24 protein-coding genes and 2 pseudogenes are annotated in these 20,951 nt (G+C 68.1%); 19 read left to right on the top strand and 7 right to left on the bottom strand.

Translation table 11 applies throughout. The features are described 5' to 3' along the window. The first annotated feature begins 31 nt into the window (after window positions 1–31). Window positions 32–757: an IS21-like element helper ATPase IstB gene (gene istB / locus ACTNFJ_RS12570; protein ID WP_052166913.1), complete on the top strand. Its 726-nt coding sequence runs from the start codon at window positions 32–34 to the stop codon at window positions 755–757. Between the two features lie 156 nt (window positions 758–913). Beyond that, the gene (locus ACTNFJ_RS12565; protein ID WP_177173858.1) at window positions 914–1,093 is read left to right on the top strand and encodes a hypothetical protein; all 180 of its coding nucleotides are present in this window, start codon (window positions 914–916) and stop codon (window positions 1,091–1,093) included. 89 nt (window positions 1,094–1,182) lie between these two features. Here ACTNFJ_RS12565 and ACTNFJ_RS12560 read toward each other — a convergent pair whose 3' ends face one another. Both ACTNFJ_RS12560 and phnF read right to left on the bottom strand, forming a co-directional pair. Further along, the gene (locus ACTNFJ_RS12560; protein ID WP_435907734.1) at window positions 1,183–2,052 is read right to left on the bottom strand and encodes an endonuclease/exonuclease/phosphatase family protein; all 870 of its coding nucleotides are present in this window, start codon (window positions 2,050–2,052) and stop codon (window positions 1,183–1,185) included. Between the two features lie 63 nt (window positions 2,053–2,115). Beyond that, window positions 2,116–2,862: a phosphonate metabolism transcriptional regulator PhnF gene (phnF, locus tag ACTNFJ_RS12555; protein ID WP_071330049.1), complete on the bottom strand. Its 747-nt coding sequence runs from the start codon at window positions 2,860–2,862 to the stop codon at window positions 2,116–2,118. Between the two features lie 157 nt (window positions 2,863–3,019). Between phnF and phnG the strand changes: the two genes are divergently transcribed. The 4 genes and pseudogenes from phnG to ACTNFJ_RS12535 all read left to right on the top strand — a co-directional run. Next, entirely contained in the window at window positions 3,020–3,493 is a 474-nt protein-coding gene (gene phnG / locus ACTNFJ_RS12550; RefSeq protein ID WP_256209493.1) for a phosphonate C-P lyase system protein PhnG, read from the top strand. Then, window positions 3,490–4,269, top strand: coding sequence for a phosphonate C-P lyase system protein PhnH (gene phnH, locus ACTNFJ_RS12545; RefSeq protein WP_435907729.1), 780 nt, complete (start codon window positions 3,490–3,492; stop codon window positions 4,267–4,269). Before phnG ends, phnH begins: the two co-directional genes overlap by 4 nt. A 55-nt stretch (window positions 4,270–4,324) precedes the next feature. Continuing rightward, window positions 4,325–4,723 (top strand): Mu transposase C-terminal domain-containing protein, encoded by a 399-nt coding sequence (locus ACTNFJ_RS12540; RefSeq protein WP_435907730.1) that lies wholly within the window; start codon window positions 4,325–4,327, stop codon window positions 4,721–4,723. After that, a pseudogene (locus ACTNFJ_RS12535) lies at window positions 4,723–4,968 on the top strand (AAA family ATPase); the annotation flags it as partial. The gene ACTNFJ_RS12540 and the pseudogene ACTNFJ_RS12535, both read left to right, overlap by 1 nt. An 86-nt stretch (window positions 4,969–5,054) precedes the next feature. Here the strand turns inward: ACTNFJ_RS12535 and ACTNFJ_RS12530 are convergent. Continuing rightward, window positions 5,055–5,819, bottom strand: coding sequence for an IS6-like element IS6100 family transposase (locus tag ACTNFJ_RS12530; protein ID WP_001389365.1), 765 nt, complete (start codon window positions 5,817–5,819; stop codon window positions 5,055–5,057). Here ACTNFJ_RS12530 and ACTNFJ_RS12525 point away from each other — a divergent pair. The 12 genes and pseudogenes from ACTNFJ_RS12525 to nylB all read left to right on the top strand — a co-directional run. Beyond that, window positions 5,796–7,625, top strand: a pseudogene (locus ACTNFJ_RS12525) (isopeptide-forming domain-containing fimbrial protein); the annotation flags it as partial. The gene ACTNFJ_RS12530 and the pseudogene ACTNFJ_RS12525 overlap by 24 nt on opposite strands. Further along, window positions 7,619–8,929, top strand: coding sequence for a C45 family autoproteolytic acyltransferase/hydrolase (locus tag ACTNFJ_RS12520; RefSeq protein WP_228145654.1), 1,311 nt, complete (start codon window positions 7,619–7,621; stop codon window positions 8,927–8,929). The pseudogene ACTNFJ_RS12525 and the gene ACTNFJ_RS12520, both read left to right, overlap by 7 nt. A gap of 141 nt (window positions 8,930–9,070) precedes the next feature. Next, entirely contained in the window at window positions 9,071–9,313 is a 243-nt protein-coding gene (locus tag ACTNFJ_RS12515) for a UTRA domain-containing protein (protein ID WP_444711823.1), read from the top strand. Window positions 9,314–9,376: 63 nt separating this feature from the next. Further along, window positions 9,377–9,622, top strand: coding sequence for a hypothetical protein (locus tag ACTNFJ_RS12510; RefSeq protein WP_435907716.1), 246 nt, complete (start codon window positions 9,377–9,379; stop codon window positions 9,620–9,622). A gap of 27 nt (window positions 9,623–9,649) precedes the next feature. Then, entirely contained in the window at window positions 9,650–11,386 is a 1,737-nt protein-coding gene (locus ACTNFJ_RS12505) for an ABC transporter substrate-binding protein (RefSeq protein ID WP_435907715.1), read from the top strand. Window positions 11,387–11,392: 6 nt separating this feature from the next. Then, window positions 11,393–12,364 carry an ABC transporter permease gene (locus ACTNFJ_RS12500; RefSeq protein WP_444711821.1) on the top strand — a complete coding sequence of 324 codons (972 nt, stop codon included), beginning with the start codon at window positions 11,393–11,395 and terminating at the stop codon, window positions 12,362–12,364. Continuing rightward, window positions 12,361–13,233, top strand: a complete 873-nt coding sequence (locus tag ACTNFJ_RS12495) for an ABC transporter permease (protein WP_079941797.1) — start codon at window positions 12,361–12,363, stop codon at window positions 13,231–13,233. The genes ACTNFJ_RS12500 and ACTNFJ_RS12495 overlap by 4 nt, the downstream gene beginning before the upstream one ends. Then, the gene (locus tag ACTNFJ_RS12490; RefSeq protein ID WP_435907712.1) at window positions 13,230–14,051 is read left to right on the top strand and encodes an ABC transporter ATP-binding protein; all 822 of its coding nucleotides are present in this window, start codon (window positions 13,230–13,232) and stop codon (window positions 14,049–14,051) included. Before ACTNFJ_RS12495 ends, ACTNFJ_RS12490 begins: the two co-directional genes overlap by 4 nt. Then, a complete protein-coding gene (locus ACTNFJ_RS12485; RefSeq protein WP_424457362.1) occupies window positions 14,048–14,836 on the top strand; it encodes an ABC transporter ATP-binding protein in 789 nt (262 codons plus the stop codon). Before ACTNFJ_RS12490 ends, ACTNFJ_RS12485 begins: the two co-directional genes overlap by 4 nt. Further along, window positions 14,833–15,900, top strand: a complete 1,068-nt coding sequence (locus ACTNFJ_RS12480) for an endo-type 6-aminohexanoate oligomer hydrolase (RefSeq protein ID WP_435907711.1) — start codon at window positions 14,833–14,835, stop codon at window positions 15,898–15,900. Before ACTNFJ_RS12485 ends, ACTNFJ_RS12480 begins: the two co-directional genes overlap by 4 nt. Before the next feature lie 31 nt (window positions 15,901–15,931). Next, window positions 15,932–16,516, top strand: coding sequence for a cytosine permease (locus ACTNFJ_RS12475; RefSeq protein ID WP_079941800.1), 585 nt, complete (start codon window positions 15,932–15,934; stop codon window positions 16,514–16,516). Further along, window positions 16,513–17,691, top strand: a complete 1,179-nt coding sequence (gene nylB, locus ACTNFJ_RS12470; protein ID WP_435907710.1) for a 6-aminohexanoate-dimer hydrolase — start codon at window positions 16,513–16,515, stop codon at window positions 17,689–17,691. Before ACTNFJ_RS12475 ends, nylB begins: the two co-directional genes overlap by 4 nt. A gap of 119 nt (window positions 17,692–17,810) precedes the next feature. On the opposite strand, the gene smpB is transcribed toward nylB, so the two are convergent. The 4 genes from smpB to ACTNFJ_RS12450 all read right to left on the bottom strand — a co-directional run bounded on the left by smpB (window position 17,811) and on the right by ACTNFJ_RS12450 (window position 20,461). Next, window positions 17,811–18,290 (bottom strand): SsrA-binding protein SmpB, encoded by a 480-nt coding sequence (smpB, locus tag ACTNFJ_RS12465; RefSeq protein ID WP_079941835.1) that lies wholly within the window; start codon window positions 18,288–18,290, stop codon window positions 17,811–17,813. Between the two features lie 250 nt (window positions 18,291–18,540). Then, complete coding sequence (gene ftsX / locus ACTNFJ_RS12460) at window positions 18,541–19,455, bottom strand: permease-like cell division protein FtsX (RefSeq protein WP_079941836.1); 915 nt, start codon at window positions 19,453–19,455, stop codon at window positions 18,541–18,543. Then, complete coding sequence (locus ACTNFJ_RS12455; RefSeq protein WP_253035905.1) at window positions 19,452–19,655, bottom strand: hypothetical protein; 204 nt, start codon at window positions 19,653–19,655, stop codon at window positions 19,452–19,454. The genes ftsX and ACTNFJ_RS12455 overlap by 4 nt, the downstream gene beginning before the upstream one ends. A gap of 41 nt (window positions 19,656–19,696) precedes the next feature. Then, on the bottom strand, window positions 19,697–20,461 hold the full coding sequence (locus ACTNFJ_RS12450) for an IS6-like element IS6100 family transposase (protein WP_001389365.1): 765 nt from the start codon (window positions 20,459–20,461) through the stop codon (window positions 19,697–19,699). Between the two features lie 28 nt (window positions 20,462–20,489). Between ACTNFJ_RS12450 and ACTNFJ_RS12445 the strand changes: the two genes are divergently transcribed. After that, entirely contained in the window at window positions 20,490–20,687 is a 198-nt protein-coding gene (locus ACTNFJ_RS12445) for a hypothetical protein (RefSeq protein ID WP_182784970.1), read from the top strand. The last annotated feature ends 264 nt before the right edge of the window (window positions 20,688–20,951 follow it).

Below are 20,951 nucleotides of genomic sequence, written 5' to 3'. Positions count from 1 at the left end.
GCCCGTCCTCCCCGCTGACCTCGAAGCGTTGATGCGGCAGTTAAAGATGCCCTACGCTCGCGCGTTGGCGCCGGAGCTGATCGCGACCGCGAAGTCCCAGCGGTGGGAACCGGCCGAGGTCATCAAGGCCCTCTTCGTCGAGGAGGTCACCGGCCGGGCCCGGTCCATGCTCGCCACGAGGCGCAAGGCCGCCGGGTTCCCGACCGGGAAGACCTTCGACACCTGGGACGAGTCCGCGTCCTCGATCCCGGTCCCGACGCAACAGGCACTGCGGACCCTGGAATGGATCGGCCGGAAGGAGAACGTCGTCGTCTGCGGGCCATCGGGCACGGGGAAGACGTTCTTCCTCGAGGCCCTCGGGCAACAGGTTGTCGAGGCCGGGATGCGGGTCGCGTGGTTCCGGCTCGAGGATCTCGGCGCGTTGGTCCGCGCGCACCGCTCCGATGACTCCGTCAGCCGGGTCGTGGCCCGGATCCTCCGCGCGGATCTGATCGTCGTCGATGACATCGGGCTACTCGAAGTCGGTGCGGACGCCGCCGAGGGCCTCTATCGACTCGTCGATGCCGCCTACGAGAAACGTTCCATCGCGGTGTCCTCGAACCTGCACCCCGCTGGGTTCGACGAACTCATGCCCAAGACCCTCGCGACGGCGACCGTCGACCGGCTGTTGCACCACGCGCACGTCTGCCAGACATCGGGCGACTCCATCCGGCTGACCCAGGCCCTCGCCGGGAAAGGAGTCACCGCGATGAACTAAACGACGACGCCCTCGACATGGCCAACGCCACCAACACCCTGGTGGGCAGATCTGTTGGCCATGAGTGGGCAGTTTCCGTGGCCACCAGCGGGCATTTCTGCTGGCCGCCCACGGGCAGTTCCTATTGGCCATTGACACCCGCTAGTGGGCGAGGCGATGATCTCTCTCGTGGCAGGCTCCGGAGAGACGCGGTTCCAGCTCGAAGCGACGATGAGCCGGTTCATCCATCTCGCGGTGCTGGATGCTCTGTGCTCGGCGCTCGCGGCGGAAGACCCCGGTCGGACGCGACGTGGTTCGGAGTTGTCGGCCAAGGCGAAGCAGATCCACGGGGTGTAATCGCGGTGCGGGCCAACGGATTCCCCGCATGACAGAAGCGGCGCAACCCGAAGGTTGCGCCGCTTCTGTCATGCGGGATGCGTGGGGCCTCAGGCCCAGGCCCAGGCCCAGTCGGCGGTCGGCTCTGACAGTGCTTTGAGGCTGATGTCGCTGAGGACGCCGTAGTGGTCGCTCGCGGTGGGGTACTCCGCGAACACCACCTTGCTGTTCGTGATCACACTCTCCACGAGTCCGTGATTCTCGGTCGACCCGGCGAAGACGTAGTCGATACGGCGGTGGTGCGGTACCTGCACCAAGTAGTTCGGGACGATGCCCTGGCCGTCGACGACGGTGCGTGCGACCCACGGGCTGTCCGTGGTCCAGGTGTAGCCGGGAGTGCCGTCGCCCGCGATGGCGAAGGTGTCGCGGAACGCGGCACTGCGGCCGTTGACCGCGGACTTCCCTGTGTAGAAGCGGATGCAGTCCTGGTCGGGCGCCGCGTCGAAGTCGCCGGCGAGGATGGTCGGCGCGACCTGGCGGCGGCGCTCTTCGAGCTCTGTCACGAACAGCGCCTGCTCGACGCGGGCTGCCTCATCGGTGAACTTGAAGCTCGGACGTGCGCCGAGGAAGAGCATGTCGACGCCGATGGGGAGCGGGAGCACCATCTCCCAGACGTACGGTCCGTTCGGTACTGCCGGGAGCGTGTGGATGTCGACGCTCTTCGGCTCCCACCGTGTGCCGACGGCGGTGCCCCAGGCGCTCTCGCTGTAGTCCGAGGAGTGGTGCCAGTGCAGGGGGGAGCTGTCCTTAACGATCTGGTAGGCGTCACGCTCCGGGGTGCGCATGACCTCCTGCAGGAAGACGATGTCGGCGTCGTGCTCCTCGAGGCCCTGGAGCAGGAGTGCGTCGCGTTCGGCGCGATCACGCGGGTCCCCCCAGATGTTCAGGGTGAGCACGCGGAGATTCATGGTGTCGGTCATGCTTCCACGCTAACCATCATCCGTGAACGAAGTTCCACATCGAAGTGAACAGTGGAAGTTGCGTCAATCCTCCGCATGCAGGTCGGCCTGCACGTCGAGTTCCACACGGTCAGCGCGGAAGCGCGCGAGGCTGTACTGCAGCGGCGTCCCATCCGGAAGCGTGTCGAGCGAACGGACGACGAGGACCGTCGACCCGGGAGGGAGGCCGAGATCCGTGTTTTCCGCGCCTGTCGCGACTCGAGCGCTGACGCGGCTCCAGGAGCGGACGTAGTCGTCGACGCCGACGGCCCTCAGGGCGCGGGTCACCGAACCGGTGGAGGCGAGCTGTGTCTCGAATCCTGGGACCAGGCCGGGCGCCATCCACGCTGTTGAGCGGGCGATGGTGCTTCCTCGGAGATCGGTCGCCGCGTCGACGCGCAGGGCCCCTCCCGCGCCGAGCCGAAGTCGCTCGCGAGCGTCGTCCGGAACCTCGCGCACCAGCTCTGCGGCAAGGAGTCTCCGCGTGGAGACATCGTGGTCGCCGATGCTCTCACTGAGCCTGGTGCGCAGGCGGATCCGGTGGACGAGGACGGTGTGAGGCACGACGAACGTGCCGACGCCTTGTCTCGTCACGATCAGCTCTTCGCCGGCGAGGGTCGACAGCGCCTGGCGCACGGTATTGCGGTTCACGCCGAAACGTGCGGCCATCTCGGCCTCAGTTGGCAGTCGAGCGTCCGGTGACAGGGTGCCGTCGAGGATCTCGCTGCGCAGCTGATCGGCGATCAGGCGCCACGTCGCGTATCCGGTCGAAGAGCGGTGAGAGATGGTCATCGTCTCCGTACATTACCGTCCGCATCGCTCGCTTCCGATCCGTACCACTGACATTCATGTTTCGGACATCTACTGGTCATCTAGAAAACTAGACAACATTGCGGTGTCGCTTCTAGGCTCGAATCATCCAGAAACCTGGACAACCAAGGAGGCAGTAGTGACGAGTCCAACTGATCACGTCGCGGAGCGACAGAGGTGGATGCGAGTACTCGCACTCGCTAGCACCTCTCAGCTCTCCGATGCCTGGGCGGCCCAGCCGATCACACCGAAGGTGGACACGGTCCGCGGGCCGGAGGCGGGGCTCGTCATGGTGCGCGGCCGTGCCGGCGCCGGCGGGGACCGATTCAACCTCGGCGAAGCCACTGTCGTCCGCGCGACTCTCCGCGTGCACGGAGCGCCGCTCGAGCACGAGCGAGTCGGCACGTCCTACGCGCTGGGAACCGACGTCGACCACGCGTGGTTCGCTGCCGCCTTCGACGGACTCCTCCAGGACGCAGGGCAGCGAGAGCGAGTCCTTGCCGACGTCATCACCCCGCTGGCTCAGGCGCAGCGGCGCGAAGACGACGCGCGGGCGGCCGACGCGCGCAGCACCAAGGTCGACTTCTTCACCGTCGCAAGGGAGCACGCATGATCACCTCATCGGAGAGCGGCACGGCCGCCCCTGCCCCGGGCTTCGCTGACCCGACCCGCGAGGCGCAGAGCGTTTTCCGGGCGATCCTCGACGCGCTGGCTCACCCGGGCCAGCGATACTCCATCCAAGGCCCGGCCAAGGCGCCTGCCTCTCTGGGCCCGGGCCTGGCGGCCGTCGCGATGACGATCCTGGACGAGCAGTCTCCGGTCGCCCTCCATGAGGCGCTCGCTCACGACGCTTCCGCAGTGCACTACTTGTCGTTCCACACGGGTGCACGTCTCGCCACCTCCATCGGTGCCGCTGACTTCGTCTTCGCCACCCCGGACTCCTTCCCGGACCTGGAGGCGCTCGCTCACGGAAGCGACGAAGCGCCCCATCGCTCGGCGACCATCATCCTCGACGCTCGCGCCCGCGGGGAGGGTGATCGGTTCACGGGCGTGGGCCCGGGTATTGACGGCATCGTCGAGATCGATGCTCCATGGGTGCCCACGGGATTCGCAGACGTCTGGGCGAAGAACGCGTCGCTCTTCCCCCGCGGTGTCGACCTGCTGGTCGTCGATGACAACTCGGTTGTCGCTCTTCCCCTCAACCGTCGGCAGGCCTCAGGGGCGCGGCAAGATCGAGAGGTTCTTCGGCACGATCAACACGGAACTCCTGAGCGCACTACCTGGCTACCTTGGACCCGGCAGTCGGGCACCTACGCCTGTCCTCGACCTTGCCGGTCTCGATCGTGCTATCGGCCAGTTTATTGGCACCTACAACGACCGGCCCCATAGTGAGCTGGGGATCTCGCCGCGGGACGCTTGGGTTGCAGACGGATGGCTGCCACGGATGCCCGACAGCTTCCAAGAGCTCGACGGACTTCTCCTCACTGTTCCGAAGAACCGAGTCGTGCAACGCGACGGTATCCACTTCCAAGGCCAGCGCTACCTCGCCCCCACTCTTGCCCCGTTCGTCGGCCACACCATCACGATCCGGTACGACCCCCGCGACATCTCCGAGATCCGGGTCTATGACCGGGACACGTTCATCTGTACCGCTATCGATGAAGCCCACCCCAACCTGCGCCTCAGTCTTCGCGACATCGAAACGGCTCGCCGCGCCCGTCGCAAGCAGCTGCGGCGAGCCATCAACGACCGCATCCCGACCGTTGCCACCCGTGAGGAACCTCGCATCCCCGAACCCACAAAGCGGCGGCCGAAGCTGCGCACCTACGAAGAGGACGAGTGATGAACCAAGCATTTATCGTCACCAAAGAACACCGACGTTTCACCGAGTTCGCCAACGCCGTGCGGAAAGAGAAGACCATCGGGATCTGCCACGGCGCTGCAGGCGTGGGAAAGACCAACTCCGCTCGTCGGTACGCGAATTGGGACGCGCTCGAGGCGTACATCAACGAGTGGGGTCCGCGTGGGGAGCACGACGCGAAGCACTACGCCCTCGCGAACCGATTTCGAACGGTCTTCTACACGCCAGAAGTCCTCTGCCGACCAAAGGACCTCATGAGGGCTCTGTTGCAAAGATTGGCGGCAGTCAGAGGTAGGCTGTCGCTCTGCGCCGATCAGGCGGCTGCTGCGAAATGGTGGTTGAGCATGCCCATGGCCTCCGTCAGCGCCGAGGGCCCAATGCCAAAAGCTCTCTCCACAAGGCGCACCTCGCCCCTGATGCCGGGCTGCAGGCACCAGGGGCGAGCCTGTCCTTTGCGCAGGGCTCGCATGACTTCGAATCCCTTGATCGTGGCATAGGCCGTGGGGATCGATTTGAAACCGCGCACCGGCTTGATCAGTATCTTGAGCTTTCCGTGATCGGCCTCGATCACGTTATTGAGATACTTCACCTGCCGGTGGGCCGTCTCCCGGTCCAGCTTTCCTTCGCGCTTCAATTCGGTGATCGCTGCACCATAGCTCGGCGCTTTGTCGGTATTGAGCGTGGCAGGCTTTTCCCAGTGCTTCAGGCCTCGCAGGGCCTTGCCCAGGAACCGCTTCGCTGCCTTGGCGCTGCGGGTCGGCGACAGGTAGAAATCGATCGTGTCGCCCCGCTTGTCGACTGCCCGGTACAGGTAGGTCCACTTGCCCCGCACCTTGACGTAGGTTTCATCCAGGCGCCAGCTCGGATCAAAGCCACGCCGCCAGAACCAGCGCAGCCGCTTCTCCATCTCCGGGGCGTAGCACTGGACCCAGCGATAGATCGTCGTATGGTCGACCGAAATGCCGCGTTCCGCCAGCATTTCCTCAAGGTCGCGATAGCTGATCGGATAGCGACAATACCAGCGCACCGCCCACAGGATCACATCACCCTGGAAATGGCGCCACTTGAAATCCGTCATCGTTCCGTCCGTCCAATCTCCGCCAAGCATGCTCAAGCTTCACGATTTTTGCAACAGAGCCCTCGCAAGATCACCGTGCGGGCCACCTCGCAAGCCCCGCCCTCCTTCGGCAAGGACGCCCTGGGCACGGGTGCGGATCTGAAACTGATCAACAAGACGAGCGACACGGCCACGTACCGGTTGTCGTTTGATCTGCCGTCGGATGTCTCGGGGTATCAGGGGCTCACGCTGTCGGACACGCTCCCGGACGAGTTGGCGTATCAGTCCGATTCGGGGCTGGCGGGTGCCGCGGCGACCGTGAACGGGCAGGACCTGTCCTGGACGCTGACCCAGGCGCAGATCGCCGCGGCCGCGGGATCCACCGTGTCCGTGGACGTGACGGTGAAGCTGTCGGCGGCCGCGACGTCGCAGGACAACGGCGCGGTCACGAACACCGCCGCCCTGCACGTCGACTACGACCCGTCGATGCCGGACCCGCCGGCGGACCCCGATCCCGCCACGAACACCGAACTCGAGATCGGGCTGCCGGACGCGCCGTCCGGGTTCACGAAGGTGAAGTCGGACGGCGACGGGATCCTCAACAGCCTGGAGGAGACGGCCGAGTACACGATCTCCATGAACGTGCCGGCGGACGTGTCGGAGTACGCGTCGATCGTGGCGACGGACGCCGTGCCGAGCACGTTGCAGATCGTCGGTTCCCCGACGACGGCGTCCGGCACCGCGTCCGCGTCCGGTAACACCGTGACGTGGACGCTGGACACGCCGGCGCAACTGGCGGACGCGGCGGGGAAGACGATCACCCTGACGATCCCCGTCAGGGCGGCAGCGAACGCGACGGCCGCCGACAACGGGGTGATCACGAACACCGCGAACACGACGGTCACCTTCTCGGACGCCTCGACCGAGGACCTCCCGCCGGCCACGAACACGGAGGTGGAGCTGCGGCTGACGCCCGCGCCGACCGGGCTGACGAAGGCGCTGTCGAGCGGCGAGGCGGGCAAGCCCGCATGGGACGCGGGCGTGCTGAATCACGCGGATGACGCGGTGCAGTTCCAGGTGTCGGCGAAGCTTCCGGCGGACGTGCGCAACTACGCGTCGTTCACGCTGATCGATACGCTGCCGGCCGGCCTCGCGGTCGAGGGGACGCCGAGCGTGGACGCGGACGGCGCCGACGTCACCGGCCTCGGCACCTTCACCGCGGCCTCCACCCGGTGGACCGTCGACCTCACCGACGCGTCGAACGCGGCGGCCCTCGCCGGCAAGACCCTCACCATGACCCTCGCGGTCGCGGGCGACGGGATCGATGACACGGACAACGGGACGCTGACGAACACCGGCTCGTGGGCGGTGACGCCCATCCAGGATGCGCAGGATCCGGCCGACCCCGACCCCGACCCCGAGAACGTGGTGGTCTCCTACCCCGAGCCCATCGACCCGGACAGCGTGTTCAAGGACGCGCAGGGCTCGGGCGCCGACCTGAAGCTCATCAACAAGTCGCCGACCTCGCCGGACACCGCGACCTACCGCCTCGGCTTCACCCTCCCGCAGGACGTGTCCGACTACGCGGGCGTCACCCTGACGGACGCACTGCCGGCCGAGCTGGAGTACGTGTCCGACACGGGGCTCGCCGGGGTGAACGCCACGGTCGCCGGCCAGACGCTGACCTGGGCGCTGGATCAGGCGACCGTGCAGGCGAACGCCGGGCAGGCGCTGACCGTGGACGTTGTGGTGAAGGTCGCGTCGGGCGCGATCTCGGCCGACAACGGCGCCCTCACGAACACGGCGACCGTCTCGGTGCAGTGGGATCCGAACCTGCCGGGCGACCAGCAGCCGGAGGACCCGGAGCCGAAGCCGAACACCGAGGTGGAACTGGGCCTGCCCGACCCGCCGGGGGCGTTCACGAAGATCGTCTCCGAGGGCGACGGCGTCCTGGGCTCCCTCGACGAGACCGCGACGTACCGGATCTCGATGAACATCCCGCAGGACGTCAGCGAGTACCAGGAGGTGCGGATCACCGACCAGGTGCCGGCCCTGCTGCAGATCGTCGGCGACCCGGCCACCGACTCCGGCACCTCGAGGTCGCGGGCGCCACGCCCCGCGAACTGGGCCTCAGCCGGGGCGCCGCGCTGCGCGGAAGCCTCGGGGGCGCCTACACGAAGTACGCGGAGCTGTTCCGCGTGCTGGGCGTGGACGAGGAGCGCGAGCGCGACGGCGTCGCGCGGGTCGTCTCCGCGCTGCGCGGCTGGCGGCCGGGGCTGCTCGAGCAGTTCGAGGGGATCGCCGAGGGGGCCGGCGTCGAGCTCTCGCAGGTCGTCGCGCTCAACGCCCGCACCGAGATCATCGCCCTCGGCGAGAAGCCGTCGAGCGAGTGCTCGACGCTCACGGCCGAGATCGGCGACCACCGCTACGGCGTGCAGACCTGGGACTGGCACGTCGAGCTCGATCCGTTCTGGCACACGCACACGGTCTCCGGCCCCGGGCTGCGCTACGCCGGCCTGACCGAGCAGGGCATCCTCTCGAAGATCGGCGTGAACGAGGCCGGCCTGGCCCTGCACTTCAACATCCTCGGGCACCGCGAGGATCGCCCCGACGGTGTGCCCATGCACGTGCTCTCGAGCGTGGTGCTCTCGGAGTGCCGTTCCGTCGACGAGGCCATCGAGCTGATCCGCGAGGCGCCGATCGCGTCGTCCTCGGCGTTCACGATGCTCGACGCGCAGCGCGCAGTGTCGGTCGAGATGAGCCCCGCGGGGGTGTTCGTGATCGAGGCGGTCGCGGGCTCGGTGCAGCGCACCAATCACTTCCAGCACGAGACGCCGCTCGCGGCGCAGAAGTCCGAGATCTACGAGCCCGACTCCTCGGAGCGCCTCGCGCTCGTGCGCGCGCGCCTCGCCGAGGGCCTGCCGGTCGCTCCGGGGGACCTGGTGCGGGTGCTGCTGACCGAGGAGGGCGAGCCGCCGCTCACCTGCCGCGCCGACATGTCCAAGGGCTACGGGGACCGGTGGGCCACCCTCGCGACGCTCATCACCGACCCGGAGGCCCGCACGATCCGGATCCTCGACGGCATGCCCACCGAGGCCGAGACGGGGGAGTGGCGCACGCTGACGGTGTGAGGCGCGGGCACCGGCCGGCGTGCGCCCGCCCATCGGGCACGGGCCGCAGGGCTCCCCCCGGCGCCGGGGGACCGGCCGGCCGGGCGCCTCCCGGGCACCCGGCGGGCTGTCGCCGCCGGGGGCACCGAGCGCCCTCTCCCGATCGCCTGCCGGCTGCGTCGCCCCGTCCCCGACGACTACGTCCGCTCCTGGAGCCGCGTCAGCGCTCGAGTCGCGACAGGCGCGGAAAACACGGATCTCGGCCTCCCTCCCGGGTCGACGGTCCTCGTCGTCCGTTCGCTCGACACGCTTCCGGATGGGACGCCGCTGCAGTACAGCCTCGCGCGCTTCCGCGCTGACCGTGTGGAACTCGACGTGCAGGCCGACCTGCATGCGGAGGATTGACGCAACTTCCACTGTTCACTTCGATGTGGAACTTCGTTCACGGATGATGGTTAGCGTGGAAGCATGACCGACACCATGAATCTCCGCGTGCTCACCCTGAACATCTGGGGGGACCCGCGTGATCGCGGGATCTCGACGCCTCCTGACCAGCGCGCATGGGGCGGACTCGCCTCAGCGGCGGAGGACCGGGAGCCGGGAGGCCCGGAGCATCCGCCGATGCGCCGGATGACGAGTCGGTCGAGACGAGGATCTCGTGGGGCGGTGGGTGCCGTGCATTTTTACATAAATCGTTTTACCTCACGACGGTAGCAGAGTAAAACGATTTATGTATGTACCGTGATCATCCAAGGCGCGCCCATCGGCGGGCGCCGCCGGCCGGAGCGCATCGCCGCGGTCCGGGCCACCACCACTGTCGAAGGAGTCACCACGATGTTGATCAACCAACGAACCCGCTCCCGGGCGGCCGCCGGCGCCGCGATCGCGCTGAGCCTCGCGTGCGTCCTCACCTCCTGCGCCGCGCCCGGCTCGGCGCCGGGCGGCACCGAGCAGACGGAGGCCGCGCCGGGCTTCCTCGCGGTCGCCGACGAGGCGCTCACGGGCACGGGCGCCCTCACCGTGCAGCTGGACTACGACACGAGCGAGGCCGACGGGCTCGACCCCCAGACCGCGCAGAACGACACCTCGTGGACGATCATGGGGCTCGTCTACGAGACGCTCGTGACCACGGACGAGAACTTCGAGATCCAGCCGAAGCTCGCCACCTCCTGGGAGCAGCCGGACGACACGACCTACGTCTTCACGATCGACACCACCGCGACCTTCTCGAACGGCCGCGCGCTCACCGTCGACGACGTCGTCGGCAGCCTCGAGCGCCAGGTCGCGAGCATGAGCGTGTGGTCCGGCCTGATGGGCCCCGTCGAGTCCATCGAGGCCACCGGCGACGATCAGGTCACCGTGAAGCTCGGCAGCCCGTACGCGCCGTTCCTCGCCGCGCTCGCGATCCCGCCGGCCGCCATCCTCCCCATGGAGGAGGTGAACGACGGCAGCGTCGACCTCACCACCACCATGCTCGGCACCGGCCCGTACCTCGTCGCCGACCACCGGCAGGACGAATCGTGGACCTTCACCGCGAACCCCGACTGGCACGGCGGCGACAACCTCGCCGTGCAGACCCTCGAACTGCAGATCGTGGATCAGGAGTCGACCAGGCAGGCCGCGCTCCGCGAGGGCAGCACCGGCATGGCGAAGTTCGTCAACATCGACTCGCTGTCGCAGCTCGGCGGCAACGAGGGCCTCCAGATCGTCAAGCAGACGCAGAGCGACTTCTACTACGTCCTCGTCAACTCGCAGAAGCCCGACAGTCCGCTGAACGACCAGGACGTCCGCTTCGCGATCAACACCGCGATCGACCGCCAGGCGATCGCCGACATCGTCTTCGCCGGCGAAACGACCCCCACCGGCATCACCCCCTCGAACCTGCCCGGCGCCTGCCGGGTCGACGAGCTGCCCTCGGAGCAGGCCGCGATCGAGGACGCGAGGGCGACCATCGAGGAGACGGGCGCCGGAGACGTCGAGCTCGACCTCATCGTGGACACCTCGAACCCCGTCATGGCGCAGATCGCCCAGCTCGTGCAGCAGCAGCTCGCGGAGATCGGCGTCACCGTCCGGATCGAGCAGGTCGACAGCGCGATCTACATCGAGCGGGTCATCTCGGCCCAGCCGGGCGACTTCGATCTGTCGATCAGCTGGTTCGCGGGGTACTCCGATCCCTCCATGGTGACCAAGTGGTGGAACCCCGAGCAGGCCTTCTTCAACGTGGGCTTCACGGGCGTGCACGAGGATCTCAACGCGCTCATCGCCGAGGGCGCGAGCGAGACCGATCCCGACGCGCGCGCCGAGGTGCTGACCGAGCTGTGCGCCTCCGCCGACGAGTACGCCGAGATGGTGCCGCTCGTGCACCGGCCGTCGATCATCGGGTTCGACACCGCGGCGGTGAGCCCGACGATCCAGAGCAACGAGGGGTACGGCAACATCCTCCGCAACATCGCCGACTACCGGATCGCCGGGGAGTAGTCCCGAATGATGCAGATCCTTCGCTGGTCCGCCGGGCGGGTGATGAGCGCGCTCATCACCCTGCTCGGCGTCTCGGTGCTCATCTTCGTCGCGATCCGTCTCATGCCCGGCAGCTACGAGGACATCATCCTCGGCCCGCTCGCCTCCGCCGAGGAGCGGCAGCTGCTCGCCGAGGCGTACGGGCTCGATCAGCCGATCTTCGTGCAGTACTTCGCCTGGATCGGGCAGGTGCTCACGGGGGAGCTCGGCACCTCCTACGTCACGCAGAGCTCCGTCTCCGGCGAGATGATCGAGCGCATCCCGGTGACCGCGACGCTCACGATCATGGCGATGGCCGTGACGCTGCTCGTGGGGGTTCCGCTCGGGATCTGGACGGGCGTGAGGTCCGGAGCGAAGCAGGGCGGTGCCGTCGGCCGCGTCGTGTCGAGCATCGGCATCAGCGTGCCGGAATTCGTGCTCGGCAGCATCGTGATCTTCCTCTTCTCGCAGTTCTCGCTCGGCCTGAAGGTCGGCGGGTTCGCGAGCATCGGCACCGGATTCTGGCCGACGCTCGGGGCGCTCCTGCTCCCCGCCCTGGTGCTCTCCGTCTTCTGCGTCGCGGCGACCGCGCGCACGACGCGCGACGCCGTCATGGGAGTGCTCGTCGAACCGCACATCACGGCCGCCGTCGCGCGCGGGGAGACGACCCGGCACATCGTGCGCCACCATGTGCTCCGCAACGCCGGCATCCCGATCCTGACCCTGCTCGGCACCATCACCGCCTACCTGCTCGGCGGCGCCGTCATCATCGAGACCCTGTTCAACCTGCCCGGTCTCGGATCATTCATGGTCACCGGGCTCGGCCGCCGGGACTTCGCGGTCGTGCAGGCCACCGTGCTCTTCGCCGCCGCCGTCTTCGTCGTGCTGAGCCTCGTGCTCGACCTCATCACGAGCGCGCTCGACCCGCGCGTCGCCGTCACCGGGAAGGCAGGATCATGACCACCTACTCCCTCCCGCTCTCCAAGAAGAAGCGCGCGGTCAAGACCCGCCCGCCCCGCGACGCCCTCTTCATCGCCGCCGCCTGCGCGCTCGGCCTCATCGTGCTCGTCGCGGTCGCCGCCGCCGTCATCCCGTTCGCCGGCGACCCGGCGAAGATCGTCGGCACCCGGCTCAGCCCGCCGTCGGCGGCGTACCCGCTCGGCACGGACGCCCTCGGCCGCTCGGTGCTCGCACGCCTGCTCGAGGGGACGCGCACCACGCTCGTCCTCTCCACTCTCGCCGTCGTGTGCACCGCGGTCATCAGCGTGATCCTCGGCCTCATCGCCGGCTACGCGGGCGGCTGGGCGCGCGAAGTCATCATGCGACTGAGCGACGTCCTCTACTCCTTCCCGTCGATCGTGCTCGCGATCCTCATCGCCGCGGTCGTGGGCCCCGGCCAGGCCGCGGTGCTCTCCAGCATCGTGCTCGTCACGGTGCCGCTCATGACCCGCATGGTGAGCGCGGCGGCGATGTCGGTCGCCAAGCGCGACTTCGTGACCACCGCGAAGATCAGCGGCGTGTCGGCCCCGGTGATCCTCTTCCGGCACCTGCTGCCGAACGTCAGCGGCACCATCGCGGTGCAGGGGACGTACGCGCTGTCGGTCGGCATCCTCGTCGAGGGAGGACTGAGCTTCCTCGGCTACGGGGTGCAGCCGCCCCGCTCGTCGCTGGGCCTGCTGATCCAGGAGGGCGGAAGCTACATGCTGCAGGCGCCCTGGCTGCTGTTCATCCCGGCCGCGGTGCTCGTCGTCGCGATCCTCTCCATCAACCTCATCGGCGACACGATGCGCGATCGGCTCGATCCGCGCGAGACAAGGAGCCTCGTATGACCGCGAACGCCCCCGCTGCCCCGGTGGTCTCGCTCACGGGATTCAGCGCCGAGTACCGCACCCGTCTCGGCGTGACCCGAGCGCTCGACGGGATCGATCTCGATGTCGCCCGCGGCGAACTGCTCGCGATCGTCGGCGAGTCGGGATCCGGCAAGTCGACCGTGTCCCAGGCGATCGGCCGCATGCTGCCGCGGGCCTGCCACGTGACCTCCGGGTCGGTGCACGTGCTCGGCAGGGATCTCGCGGACCTCGCGCCCGATGCGATACGGGCGCTGCGACGCGAGTCGCTGGGTTTCATCCCGCAGGATCCCATCGCCTCGCTCAACCCGACGATGCGGATCCGTCGCCAGCTCGAGCTCGCGCTCAGGCCGCTCGGACGACCGACCGACCTGGAGTCGCTCACCGAGCTGCTCGCGAGCGTCAAGATCCTCGAGCCGGATCGGGTGCTCCGACTCTATCCGCACGAGGTGTCCGGCGGAATGGCGCAGCGCATCGCGATCGCGCTGACCATGGCGCGCGAGCCCGAGATCCTGATCGCCGACGAGCCCACGGCATCGCTCGACGCACAGGTGCGCGACGAGATCCTGACCCTCATCGTCGACCTGGTGCAGCGCTCCGGCGCGAGCCTCATCTGGATCAGCCACGACCTCGGCGCCGTACGTCGCTGGTGCGACCGGATCGTCGTGATGCACCAGGGGCGTATCGTCGAAGAGGGGCCGGCCGCGCAGGTGCTCGACGAGCCGCGGGCGGACTACACGAGAACGCTGGTCGCCGCGATACCGGGCCGCCAGGATCCCACGACGAAGGAGGCGGAATGATGTCTGCGTCCCATCCGGACACGGATACGGCCCCGGTGCTGGAGCTGCGCGAGGTCAGCGTCGCGTTCACGAGCGGGGCGGGAGCGAAGCGGCGGACCGTCCGCGCCATGAACGCGGTGACGCTCGAGGTCGCCCCGGGCGAGACGCTCGGGCTGGTGGGCGAGTCCGGATCGGGCAAGACCACGACCGCCTCGGTCGCCCTGGGCCTCAAGCGGCCCGACTCCGGCGAGGTGCTGCTGCTCGGCGAACCCTTCACGCGATCGCGCAGGGCCAACGCCGGCAAGCTGCAGGCGGTGCTGCAGCATCCGCACTGGTCGCTCAACCCCCGGCGCAAGGTCGGGGAGTCGGTGCGCGAACCGCTGACGGTCGCGCGGCGCGACCTCAGCCGGTCCGAGCAGCGGCAGCGCGTGACGGAGATGCTCGAGCAGGTGGGGCTGAACCCCGCCTTCGCCGAGCGCTACCCCCACGAGCTCTCCGGAGGACAGCGCCAGCGCGTCTCGGTGGCCCGGGCGCTCGTGACCGAGCCGCGCTTCATCGTCTTCGACGAGGCCGTGAGCGCGCTCGACGTCGCCGTGCAGATGCAGATCCTCGCGCTCATCCGCGAACTGCAGGCGGAGCACCGCTTCGGCGCCCTCTTCATCTCGCACGATCTCGGCGCCGTGGAGCGCGTCGCGGACCGTGTCGCCGTGCTCTTCCGCGGCGACCTCGTCGAGACCGCTTCGACGGAGGAGTTCTTCCGCAACCCCCAGCACCCCTACTCGCAGACACTCTTGGAGGCCCTATGAATACGACACCGGTCCACGCACTCACGGATATCGACGGCGGGATCGTCGTGGATCCCGCGCCCCGCCTGGCGGGCCCGCCCGTCTTCGGCGGCCCGGGCAACGCCGCCTTCGACCTCGTGCCGGTCAGGAGCACCGGGCGGGAGACGCTGCGGTTCGACTTCCCGGGCGTCAGCGTCGGTTCGGCGCACTACGAGGAGGGGCCCACCGGTGCGACGGTCATCCACGTCCCGGCGGGCGCCCGCACCGCGGTCGACGCGCGCGGCGGAGCCGTGGGTCTGTCCGGCGGGTACGACTTCAACCACGCCATCTGCCTGGCCGGCGGAGCCAGCTACGGGCTCGAGGCGGGCGCCGGGGTGAGCGGCGCGCTCCTGGAACGCCTCGAGTATCGCACCGGCTTCGCCGAGGCCCAGCTGGTGTCGTCGGCGGTCATCTACGACTTCTCGGCGCGCTCCACCGCGGTCTACCCCGACAAGGCGCTCGGCCGCGCGGCGCTCGAATTCGCCGTTCCCGGTGAGTTCCCGCAGGGGCGGGCGGGCGCGGGCATGAGCGCGTCCGCGGGCAAGGTGGACTGGGACCGCACCGAGATCACCGGGCAGGGCGCGGCGTTCCGTCGTCTCGGCGACGTGCGCATCCTCGCCGTCGTCGTGCCGAACCCGGTCGGCGTGATCATGGACCGCGCGGGCGGGATCGTGCGCGGCAACTACGACGCGCAGACCGGGGTCCGGCGCCACCCGGTGTTCGACTACCAGGAGGCGTTCGCCGAGCAGGTCCCGCCCGTCACCGAGGCCGGCAACACCACGATCAGCGCGATCGTCACGAACGTGCGGATGAGCCCCGTCGAGCTGAACCAGTTCGCCAAGCAGGTGCACAGTTCGATGCACCGCGGCATCCAGCCGTTCCACACCGACATGGACGGCGACACGCTCTTCGCCGTCACCACCGACGAGATCGATCTGCCGACGACCCCGGGGTCGTCGCGCGGGCGGCTGTCGGTGAACGCGACCGCGCTCGGCGCGATCGCCTCCGAGGTGATGTGGGACGCCGTCCTCGAGGCCGGCAAGTAGGGGCCCGGCCCCGGAACAGGAGAGGAACGCTGTGGAGATCATCACCGCGACGGTGACGGGCACGGATCCGGGAAGCCGGGGCGCCGAGATCGGGAGCCGCTTCGGGGAGGGGATCCGCGACGCGGTCGACGGCATGACCACCTACACCGCCAGCATGGCGTTCCAGTCGATCGGCATCCCGATCCGGCGCATCCCCTCGGCCATCATCATCGGCGTGCTCGGCACCTTCTTCACCATCTACCTGGTCATGTCGACCAGCCTGCTCGACGCGGTGAACATCATGCTGCAGGTGCTGATCCTCATCTCGGCTCCGGGCATCACCGTCTACTGCATGGACATCTGGCTGCGCCGCAACCGATACGATGGCCTCGATCTCTTCGACGAGCGCCGGGGGGCGAAGTACTGGTACACCGGCGGCTTCAGCATTCCCGGCCTCGCCGCGGGGATCATCGGCGGCGCTGCCGCCTCCTTCTTCCTCACCACCGATTTCTGGAGCGGCGCGGTCGCCGAGGCCATGGGCTACATCGATCTCTCCGCCCCCGTCGCGATGATCGTCAGCGGTGGCCTCTACTATCTCTTCACCCGCCGCGGCTACACCTTCGGAGACACTCGATGAACGCACGTTCCACCGGCCAGCACCCCGCCAGGTATCCCGGAGCCGCGGCCGGGGAGCCGACACTCGACAGCTGGCAGGAGGCCCCGCACAACCGCTGGGCCTTCGCCCGCCTGGGCGAGCTGCTGCCCACGGCGGCGGTCTCCCGGCGCGACCCGGCGACGCCCGCGGAGCCCGTCGTGCGGCTCGACGCGCTCGCGACGCGGCTCCCCGATCTCGAGCAGCGGCTCGAGGAGACCTGCACCGACGCATTCCTCGTGCTGCGCGGCTCCGAGGTCCTCGCCGAGTACTACCGGGCGGGTTTCGCACCCGACGACCGTCACCTGCTGATGAGCGTCTCGAAGTCGCTGTGCGGCACGGTCGTCGGCGCGCTGATCGACGAGGGGCGCATCGATCCCGCGCAGCCCGTCACCGAGTATGTACCCGAGCTCGCGGGCTCCGTCTACGACGGGCCCTCCGTGCTGCAGGTGCTCGACATGCAGATCTCGATCGACTACAACGAGGACTACGTCGATCCGGCCTCGGAGGTGCAGACCCACGATCGCTCCGCCGGCTGGCGCACGCGGCGAGACGGGGACCCCGCCGACACCTACGAGTTCCTCACCACCCTCCGCGGCGACGGCGGCACCGGCGAGTTCCAGTACTGCTCGGCGAACACCGACGTGCTCGCCTGGATCGTCGAGCGGGTCACCGGTCTGCGCTACGTCGAAGCGCTCTCCACGTACCTGTGGGCGAAGCTCGACGCCGATCGGGATGCGACCATCACGGTCGACCAGACCGGCTTCGGCTTCGCGAACGGGGGCGTCTCCTGCACCGCGCGGGATCTCGCACGCGTGGGCCGCATGATGCTCGACGGCGGCGTCGCTCCCGGCGGACGGGTCGTATCGCAGGGCTGGGTGGAAAGCGTGCTGGCCGGCGGCTCCCGCGAAGCCATGACCGCCGAGGGTTTCACCTCCGCATTCCCCGAGGGCAGCTACACGCGCCAGTGGTGGTGCACGGGCAACGAGCGCGGCAACGTGAGCGGCATCGGCATCCACGGCCAGAACCTCTGGCTCGATCCGCGCACCGACTCCGTGATCGTCAAGCTCTCGTCGTGGCCCGATCCCGACACCCGGCACTGGCACGGGCTGCAGAGCGGGATCCTGCTCGACGTCAGCCGTGCCCTCGACGCGGTGTAGGCGGCGTGACCGGCGTCGGCACCGCGCCGGTGGATCCTGCGACTGCCTGACGCGGTGGCGCCACCGCGTCAGGCGCGTCGCAGGATCCGCCCGCGACGCGGGGACACCCGAGGGAGCGCCTACTCCCCCATCCGGTTGCGGGTGCGCATCGCCCGTTCGGCCTCGCGCTTGTCCTGCCGCTCGCGCATGGTCTGGCGCTTGTCGTACTCCTTCTTGCCCTTCGCGAGGGCGATCTCGACCTTCGCGCGGCCGTCGAGGAAGTACAGGCGCAGCGGCACGATCGTCATGCCGCCCTCGCGGGTCTTCTGGTAGAGCTTGTCGATCTGCTGGCGGTGCAGCAGCAGCTTGCGCTTGCGGCGCGGCGCGTGGTTCGTCCACGAGCCGTTGAGGTACTCGGGGATGTAGGCGGCGTCGAGCCAGGCCTCGCCGCGCTCGATGAACACGTATCCGTCGACGAGCGACGCGCGTCCCATGCGCAGCGACTTCACCTCGCTGCCCGTGAGCACCAGGCCCGCCTCGTAGGTGTCGAGGATGTGGTACTCGTGCCGGGCCTTCTTGTTGGAGGCGATCAGCTTCTCGCCGGTCTCCTTCGGGCTCATGTCACATCCTTCCTGCGGCCGGGGTGGTTCGGGGTCCGCGCTCACGCGCGAAGAACCAGCTTATCGCACACCGCCGCCGTTCCGCCCGCCACGCCGAGCCGCCCGGCCTCGAGGCGCCCGAACCGAGCCGATTGCTCCAACCCGCACGGATTATCGGCGCGGGAGGGCTCGGGCTCGCACGATGGGCTCGGTTTCGACGAGCCCCGGCCCCGAGATCCGGATCCGCGGCCCGCCCCGGGGACGCTCTGCGCTACACCCGCAGGTATCTGGTGATCGCGATCTTCGCCGCGATCGCCGAGAGCACCACTCCCACCAGCACGAGGATCGGCGGCACCACGAGCGCCTGCTCCACCGTGATGTAACTCGTGAACGGCACCTCCCGGGCGAGGAATCCCTGCACGAAGAAGCGCACGATCGCCACCGACGCGGCGCTCGCGAGCACGGCGCCGAAGAGCGCGGCGATGATGCCCTCCAATATGAAGGGGGTCTGGATGAACCGGTTCGACGCGCCCACGAGGCGCATGATCCCGATCTCCCGCCGGCGCGAGAACGCCGAGAGCCTGATCGTGGTCGAGATCAGCAGCATGGCCGCCACCAGCATGAGCCCCGCGATGACGATCGCCGTGTAGCTCGCCACCCCCAGGAACAGGAAGATCCGATCGAGCAGGCTGCGCTGGTCCGAGACGCTCTGCACGCCGGGGATGCCCGAGAACGTCTCCGTGATGATGTCGGAGCGCGAGGGATCCTTGAGCTTGATCCAGAAGGTCTGGTTGAGCTGCTCCGGCTTCGTGATGTCGACGATCGGGTTGCCCTCGAACTGCTGCACGAACTCCTTGTAGGCCTGCTCGTGCGTCACGAAGAAGAAGTCGTCGACGTAGGGGCGCAGCGTGTCCGACTGCAGCGCCTCCTCGACGGCCGCGATCTCGTCCTCGCCCGCGTCCTCGCCGGCGCAGGTCGAACTCTGGTCGTAGTCCGTGCAGAGGTAGACGGCCACCTGCGCGCGGTCGTACCAGAACGTCTTCATCTGCTGGATCTGCAGCTGCATCAGGATCGCCGCCCCCACGAAGGTGAGCGACACGAAGGTCACCAGCACCACGGAGATGACCACCGACATATTGCGGCGCAGGCCGTTCCAGACCTCGCCGAGCACCAGTCCCGCCCTCATCGCACCGGCCCCACATCCGTCTGGTCGTCGTTCTTCCGGCGCAACCCGAGGTGCTCCGCCAGGCTGCCGGTCTCGGACATGCGCACGGGATCCATCGGGCGATCCGGATCGAGGAAGCTCGGGATCCGGCGCGCCTGCGGCCCGCCGGAGCGCACCGTGTCGTCATCGTCGATGTCGGAGTCGTCGGGGCTCTGTTGCAAAGATTGGCGGCAGTCAGAGGTAGGCTGTCGCTCTGCGCCGATCAGGCGGCTGCTGCGAAATGGTGGTTGAGCATGCCCATGGCCTCCGTCAGCGCCGAGGGCCCAATGCCAAAAGCTCTCTCCACAAGGCGCACCTCGCCCCTGATGCCGGGCTGCAGGCACCAGGGGCGAGCCTGTCCTTTGCGCAGGGCTCGCATGACTTCGAATCCCTTGATCGTGGCATAGGCCGTGGGGATCGATTTGAAACCGCGCACCGGCTTGATCAGTATCTTGAGCTTTCCGTGATCGGCCTCGATCACGTTATTGAGATACTTCACCTGCCGGTGGGCCGTCTCCCGGTCCAGCTTTCCTTCGCGCTTCAATTCGGTGATCGCTGCACCATAGCTCGGCGCTTTGTCGGTATTGAGCGTGGCAGGCTTTTCCCAGTGCTTCAGGCCTCGCAGGGCCTTGCCCAGGAACCGCTTCGCTGCCTTGGCGCTGCGGGTCGGCGACAGGTAGAAATCGATCGTGTCGCCCCGCTTGTCGACTGCCCGGTACAGGTAGGTCCACTTGCCCCGCACCTTGACGTAGGTTTCATCCAGGCGCCAGCTCGGATCAAAGCCACGCCGCCAGAACCAGCGCAGCCGCTTCTCCATCTCCGGGGCGTAGCACTGGACCCAGCGATAGATCGTCGTATGGTCGACCGAAATGCCGCGTTCCGCCAGCATTTCCTCAAGGTCGCGATAGCTGATCGGATAGCGACAATACCAGCGCACCGCCCACAGGATCACATCACCCTGGAAATGGCGCCACTTGAAATCCGTCATCGTTCCGTCCGTCCAATCTCCGCCAAGCATGCTCAAGCTTCACGATTTTTGCAACAGAGCCAACATCAGCACCGTCGTCAACGGCTTCACCAGCCTCGCACGCGAGGTCGCCACAATCCCCCACGACCCCCAGATGGTCGAAGGCTGGCTAAACGTCGCGGCGCTGCGCCCCGCAACTCAGCGCGCATGGCTCGGTGCGGCGGCCGCCGTTGCACGCGGCCTGTAGCCCCACCAGCACTGAGGGCCGGTAACGCTAACGCGCTACCGGCCCTCAGTCTTTGTAGGAACCCCTGCCGCCGGCTGCGCGATCGCCATGAGGGTTTCTACAAAGAACAGCGACTACCGACGACACGCCAAGCAATCAACGTGTCTTTGGTGGCGCTACTTCTACATCTACCTGTAGTGTGGTGGCATGACCGTTAGGCGAGCACCACGAGGATCACGCATCGCGCCCGTGCGCGCAGCGTGGTCAATCGAGCTGCACCGCAAA

Origin of the sequence: Leucobacter shiyiweii, assembly GCF_052446065.1 — a bacterium.
GTDB lineage: Bacteria > Actinomycetota > Actinomycetes > Actinomycetales > Microbacteriaceae > Leucobacter.
The sequence above is the reverse complement of the archived record's forward strand: the minus strand, read 5'-3'. Positions and strand labels throughout refer to the sequence as shown.

Coding starts and splice junctions, on each gene's coding strand:
- istB (WP_052166913.1), top strand. CDS start 32: ATGCGGCAGTTAAAGATGCCCTACGCTCGCGCGTTGGCGCCGGAGCTG.
- ACTNFJ_RS12565 (WP_177173858.1), top strand. CDS start 914: ATGATCTCTCTCGTGGCAGGCTCCGGAGAGACGCGGTTCCAGCTCGAA.
- ACTNFJ_RS12560 (WP_435907734.1), bottom strand. CDS start 2,052: ATGACCGACACCATGAATCTCCGCGTGCTCACCCTGAACATCTGGGGG.
- phnF (WP_071330049.1), bottom strand. CDS start 2,862: ATGACCATCTCTCACCGCTCTTCGACCGGATACGCGACGTGGCGCCTG.
- phnH (WP_435907729.1), top strand. CDS start 3,490: ATGATCACCTCATCGGAGAGCGGCACGGCCGCCCCTGCCCCGGGCTTC.
- ACTNFJ_RS12540 (WP_435907730.1), top strand. CDS start 4,325: ATGCCCGACAGCTTCCAAGAGCTCGACGGACTTCTCCTCACTGTTCCG.
- ACTNFJ_RS12530 (WP_001389365.1), bottom strand. CDS start 5,819: ATGACGGATTTCAAGTGGCGCCATTTCCAGGGTGATGTGATCCTGTGG.
- ACTNFJ_RS12510 (WP_435907716.1), top strand. CDS start 9,377: ATGACCGACACCATGAATCTCCGCGTGCTCACCCTGAACATCTGGGGG.
- ACTNFJ_RS12500 (WP_444711821.1), top strand. CDS start 11,393: ATGATGCAGATCCTTCGCTGGTCCGCCGGGCGGGTGATGAGCGCGCTC.
- ACTNFJ_RS12495 (WP_079941797.1), top strand. CDS start 12,361: ATGACCACCTACTCCCTCCCGCTCTCCAAGAAGAAGCGCGCGGTCAAG.
- ACTNFJ_RS12490 (WP_435907712.1), top strand. CDS start 13,230: ATGACCGCGAACGCCCCCGCTGCCCCGGTGGTCTCGCTCACGGGATTC.
- ACTNFJ_RS12485 (WP_424457362.1), top strand. CDS start 14,048: ATGATGTCTGCGTCCCATCCGGACACGGATACGGCCCCGGTGCTGGAG.
- ACTNFJ_RS12480 (WP_435907711.1), top strand. CDS start 14,833: ATGAATACGACACCGGTCCACGCACTCACGGATATCGACGGCGGGATC.
- nylB (WP_435907710.1), top strand. CDS start 16,513: ATGAACGCACGTTCCACCGGCCAGCACCCCGCCAGGTATCCCGGAGCC.
- smpB (WP_079941835.1), bottom strand. CDS start 18,290: ATGAGCCCGAAGGAGACCGGCGAGAAGCTGATCGCCTCCAACAAGAAG.
- ftsX (WP_079941836.1), bottom strand. CDS start 19,455: ATGAGGGCGGGACTGGTGCTCGGCGAGGTCTGGAACGGCCTGCGCCGC.
- ACTNFJ_RS12450 (WP_001389365.1), bottom strand. CDS start 20,461: ATGACGGATTTCAAGTGGCGCCATTTCCAGGGTGATGTGATCCTGTGG.
- ACTNFJ_RS12445 (WP_182784970.1), top strand. CDS start 20,490: ATGCTCAAGCTTCACGATTTTTGCAACAGAGCCAACATCAGCACCGTC.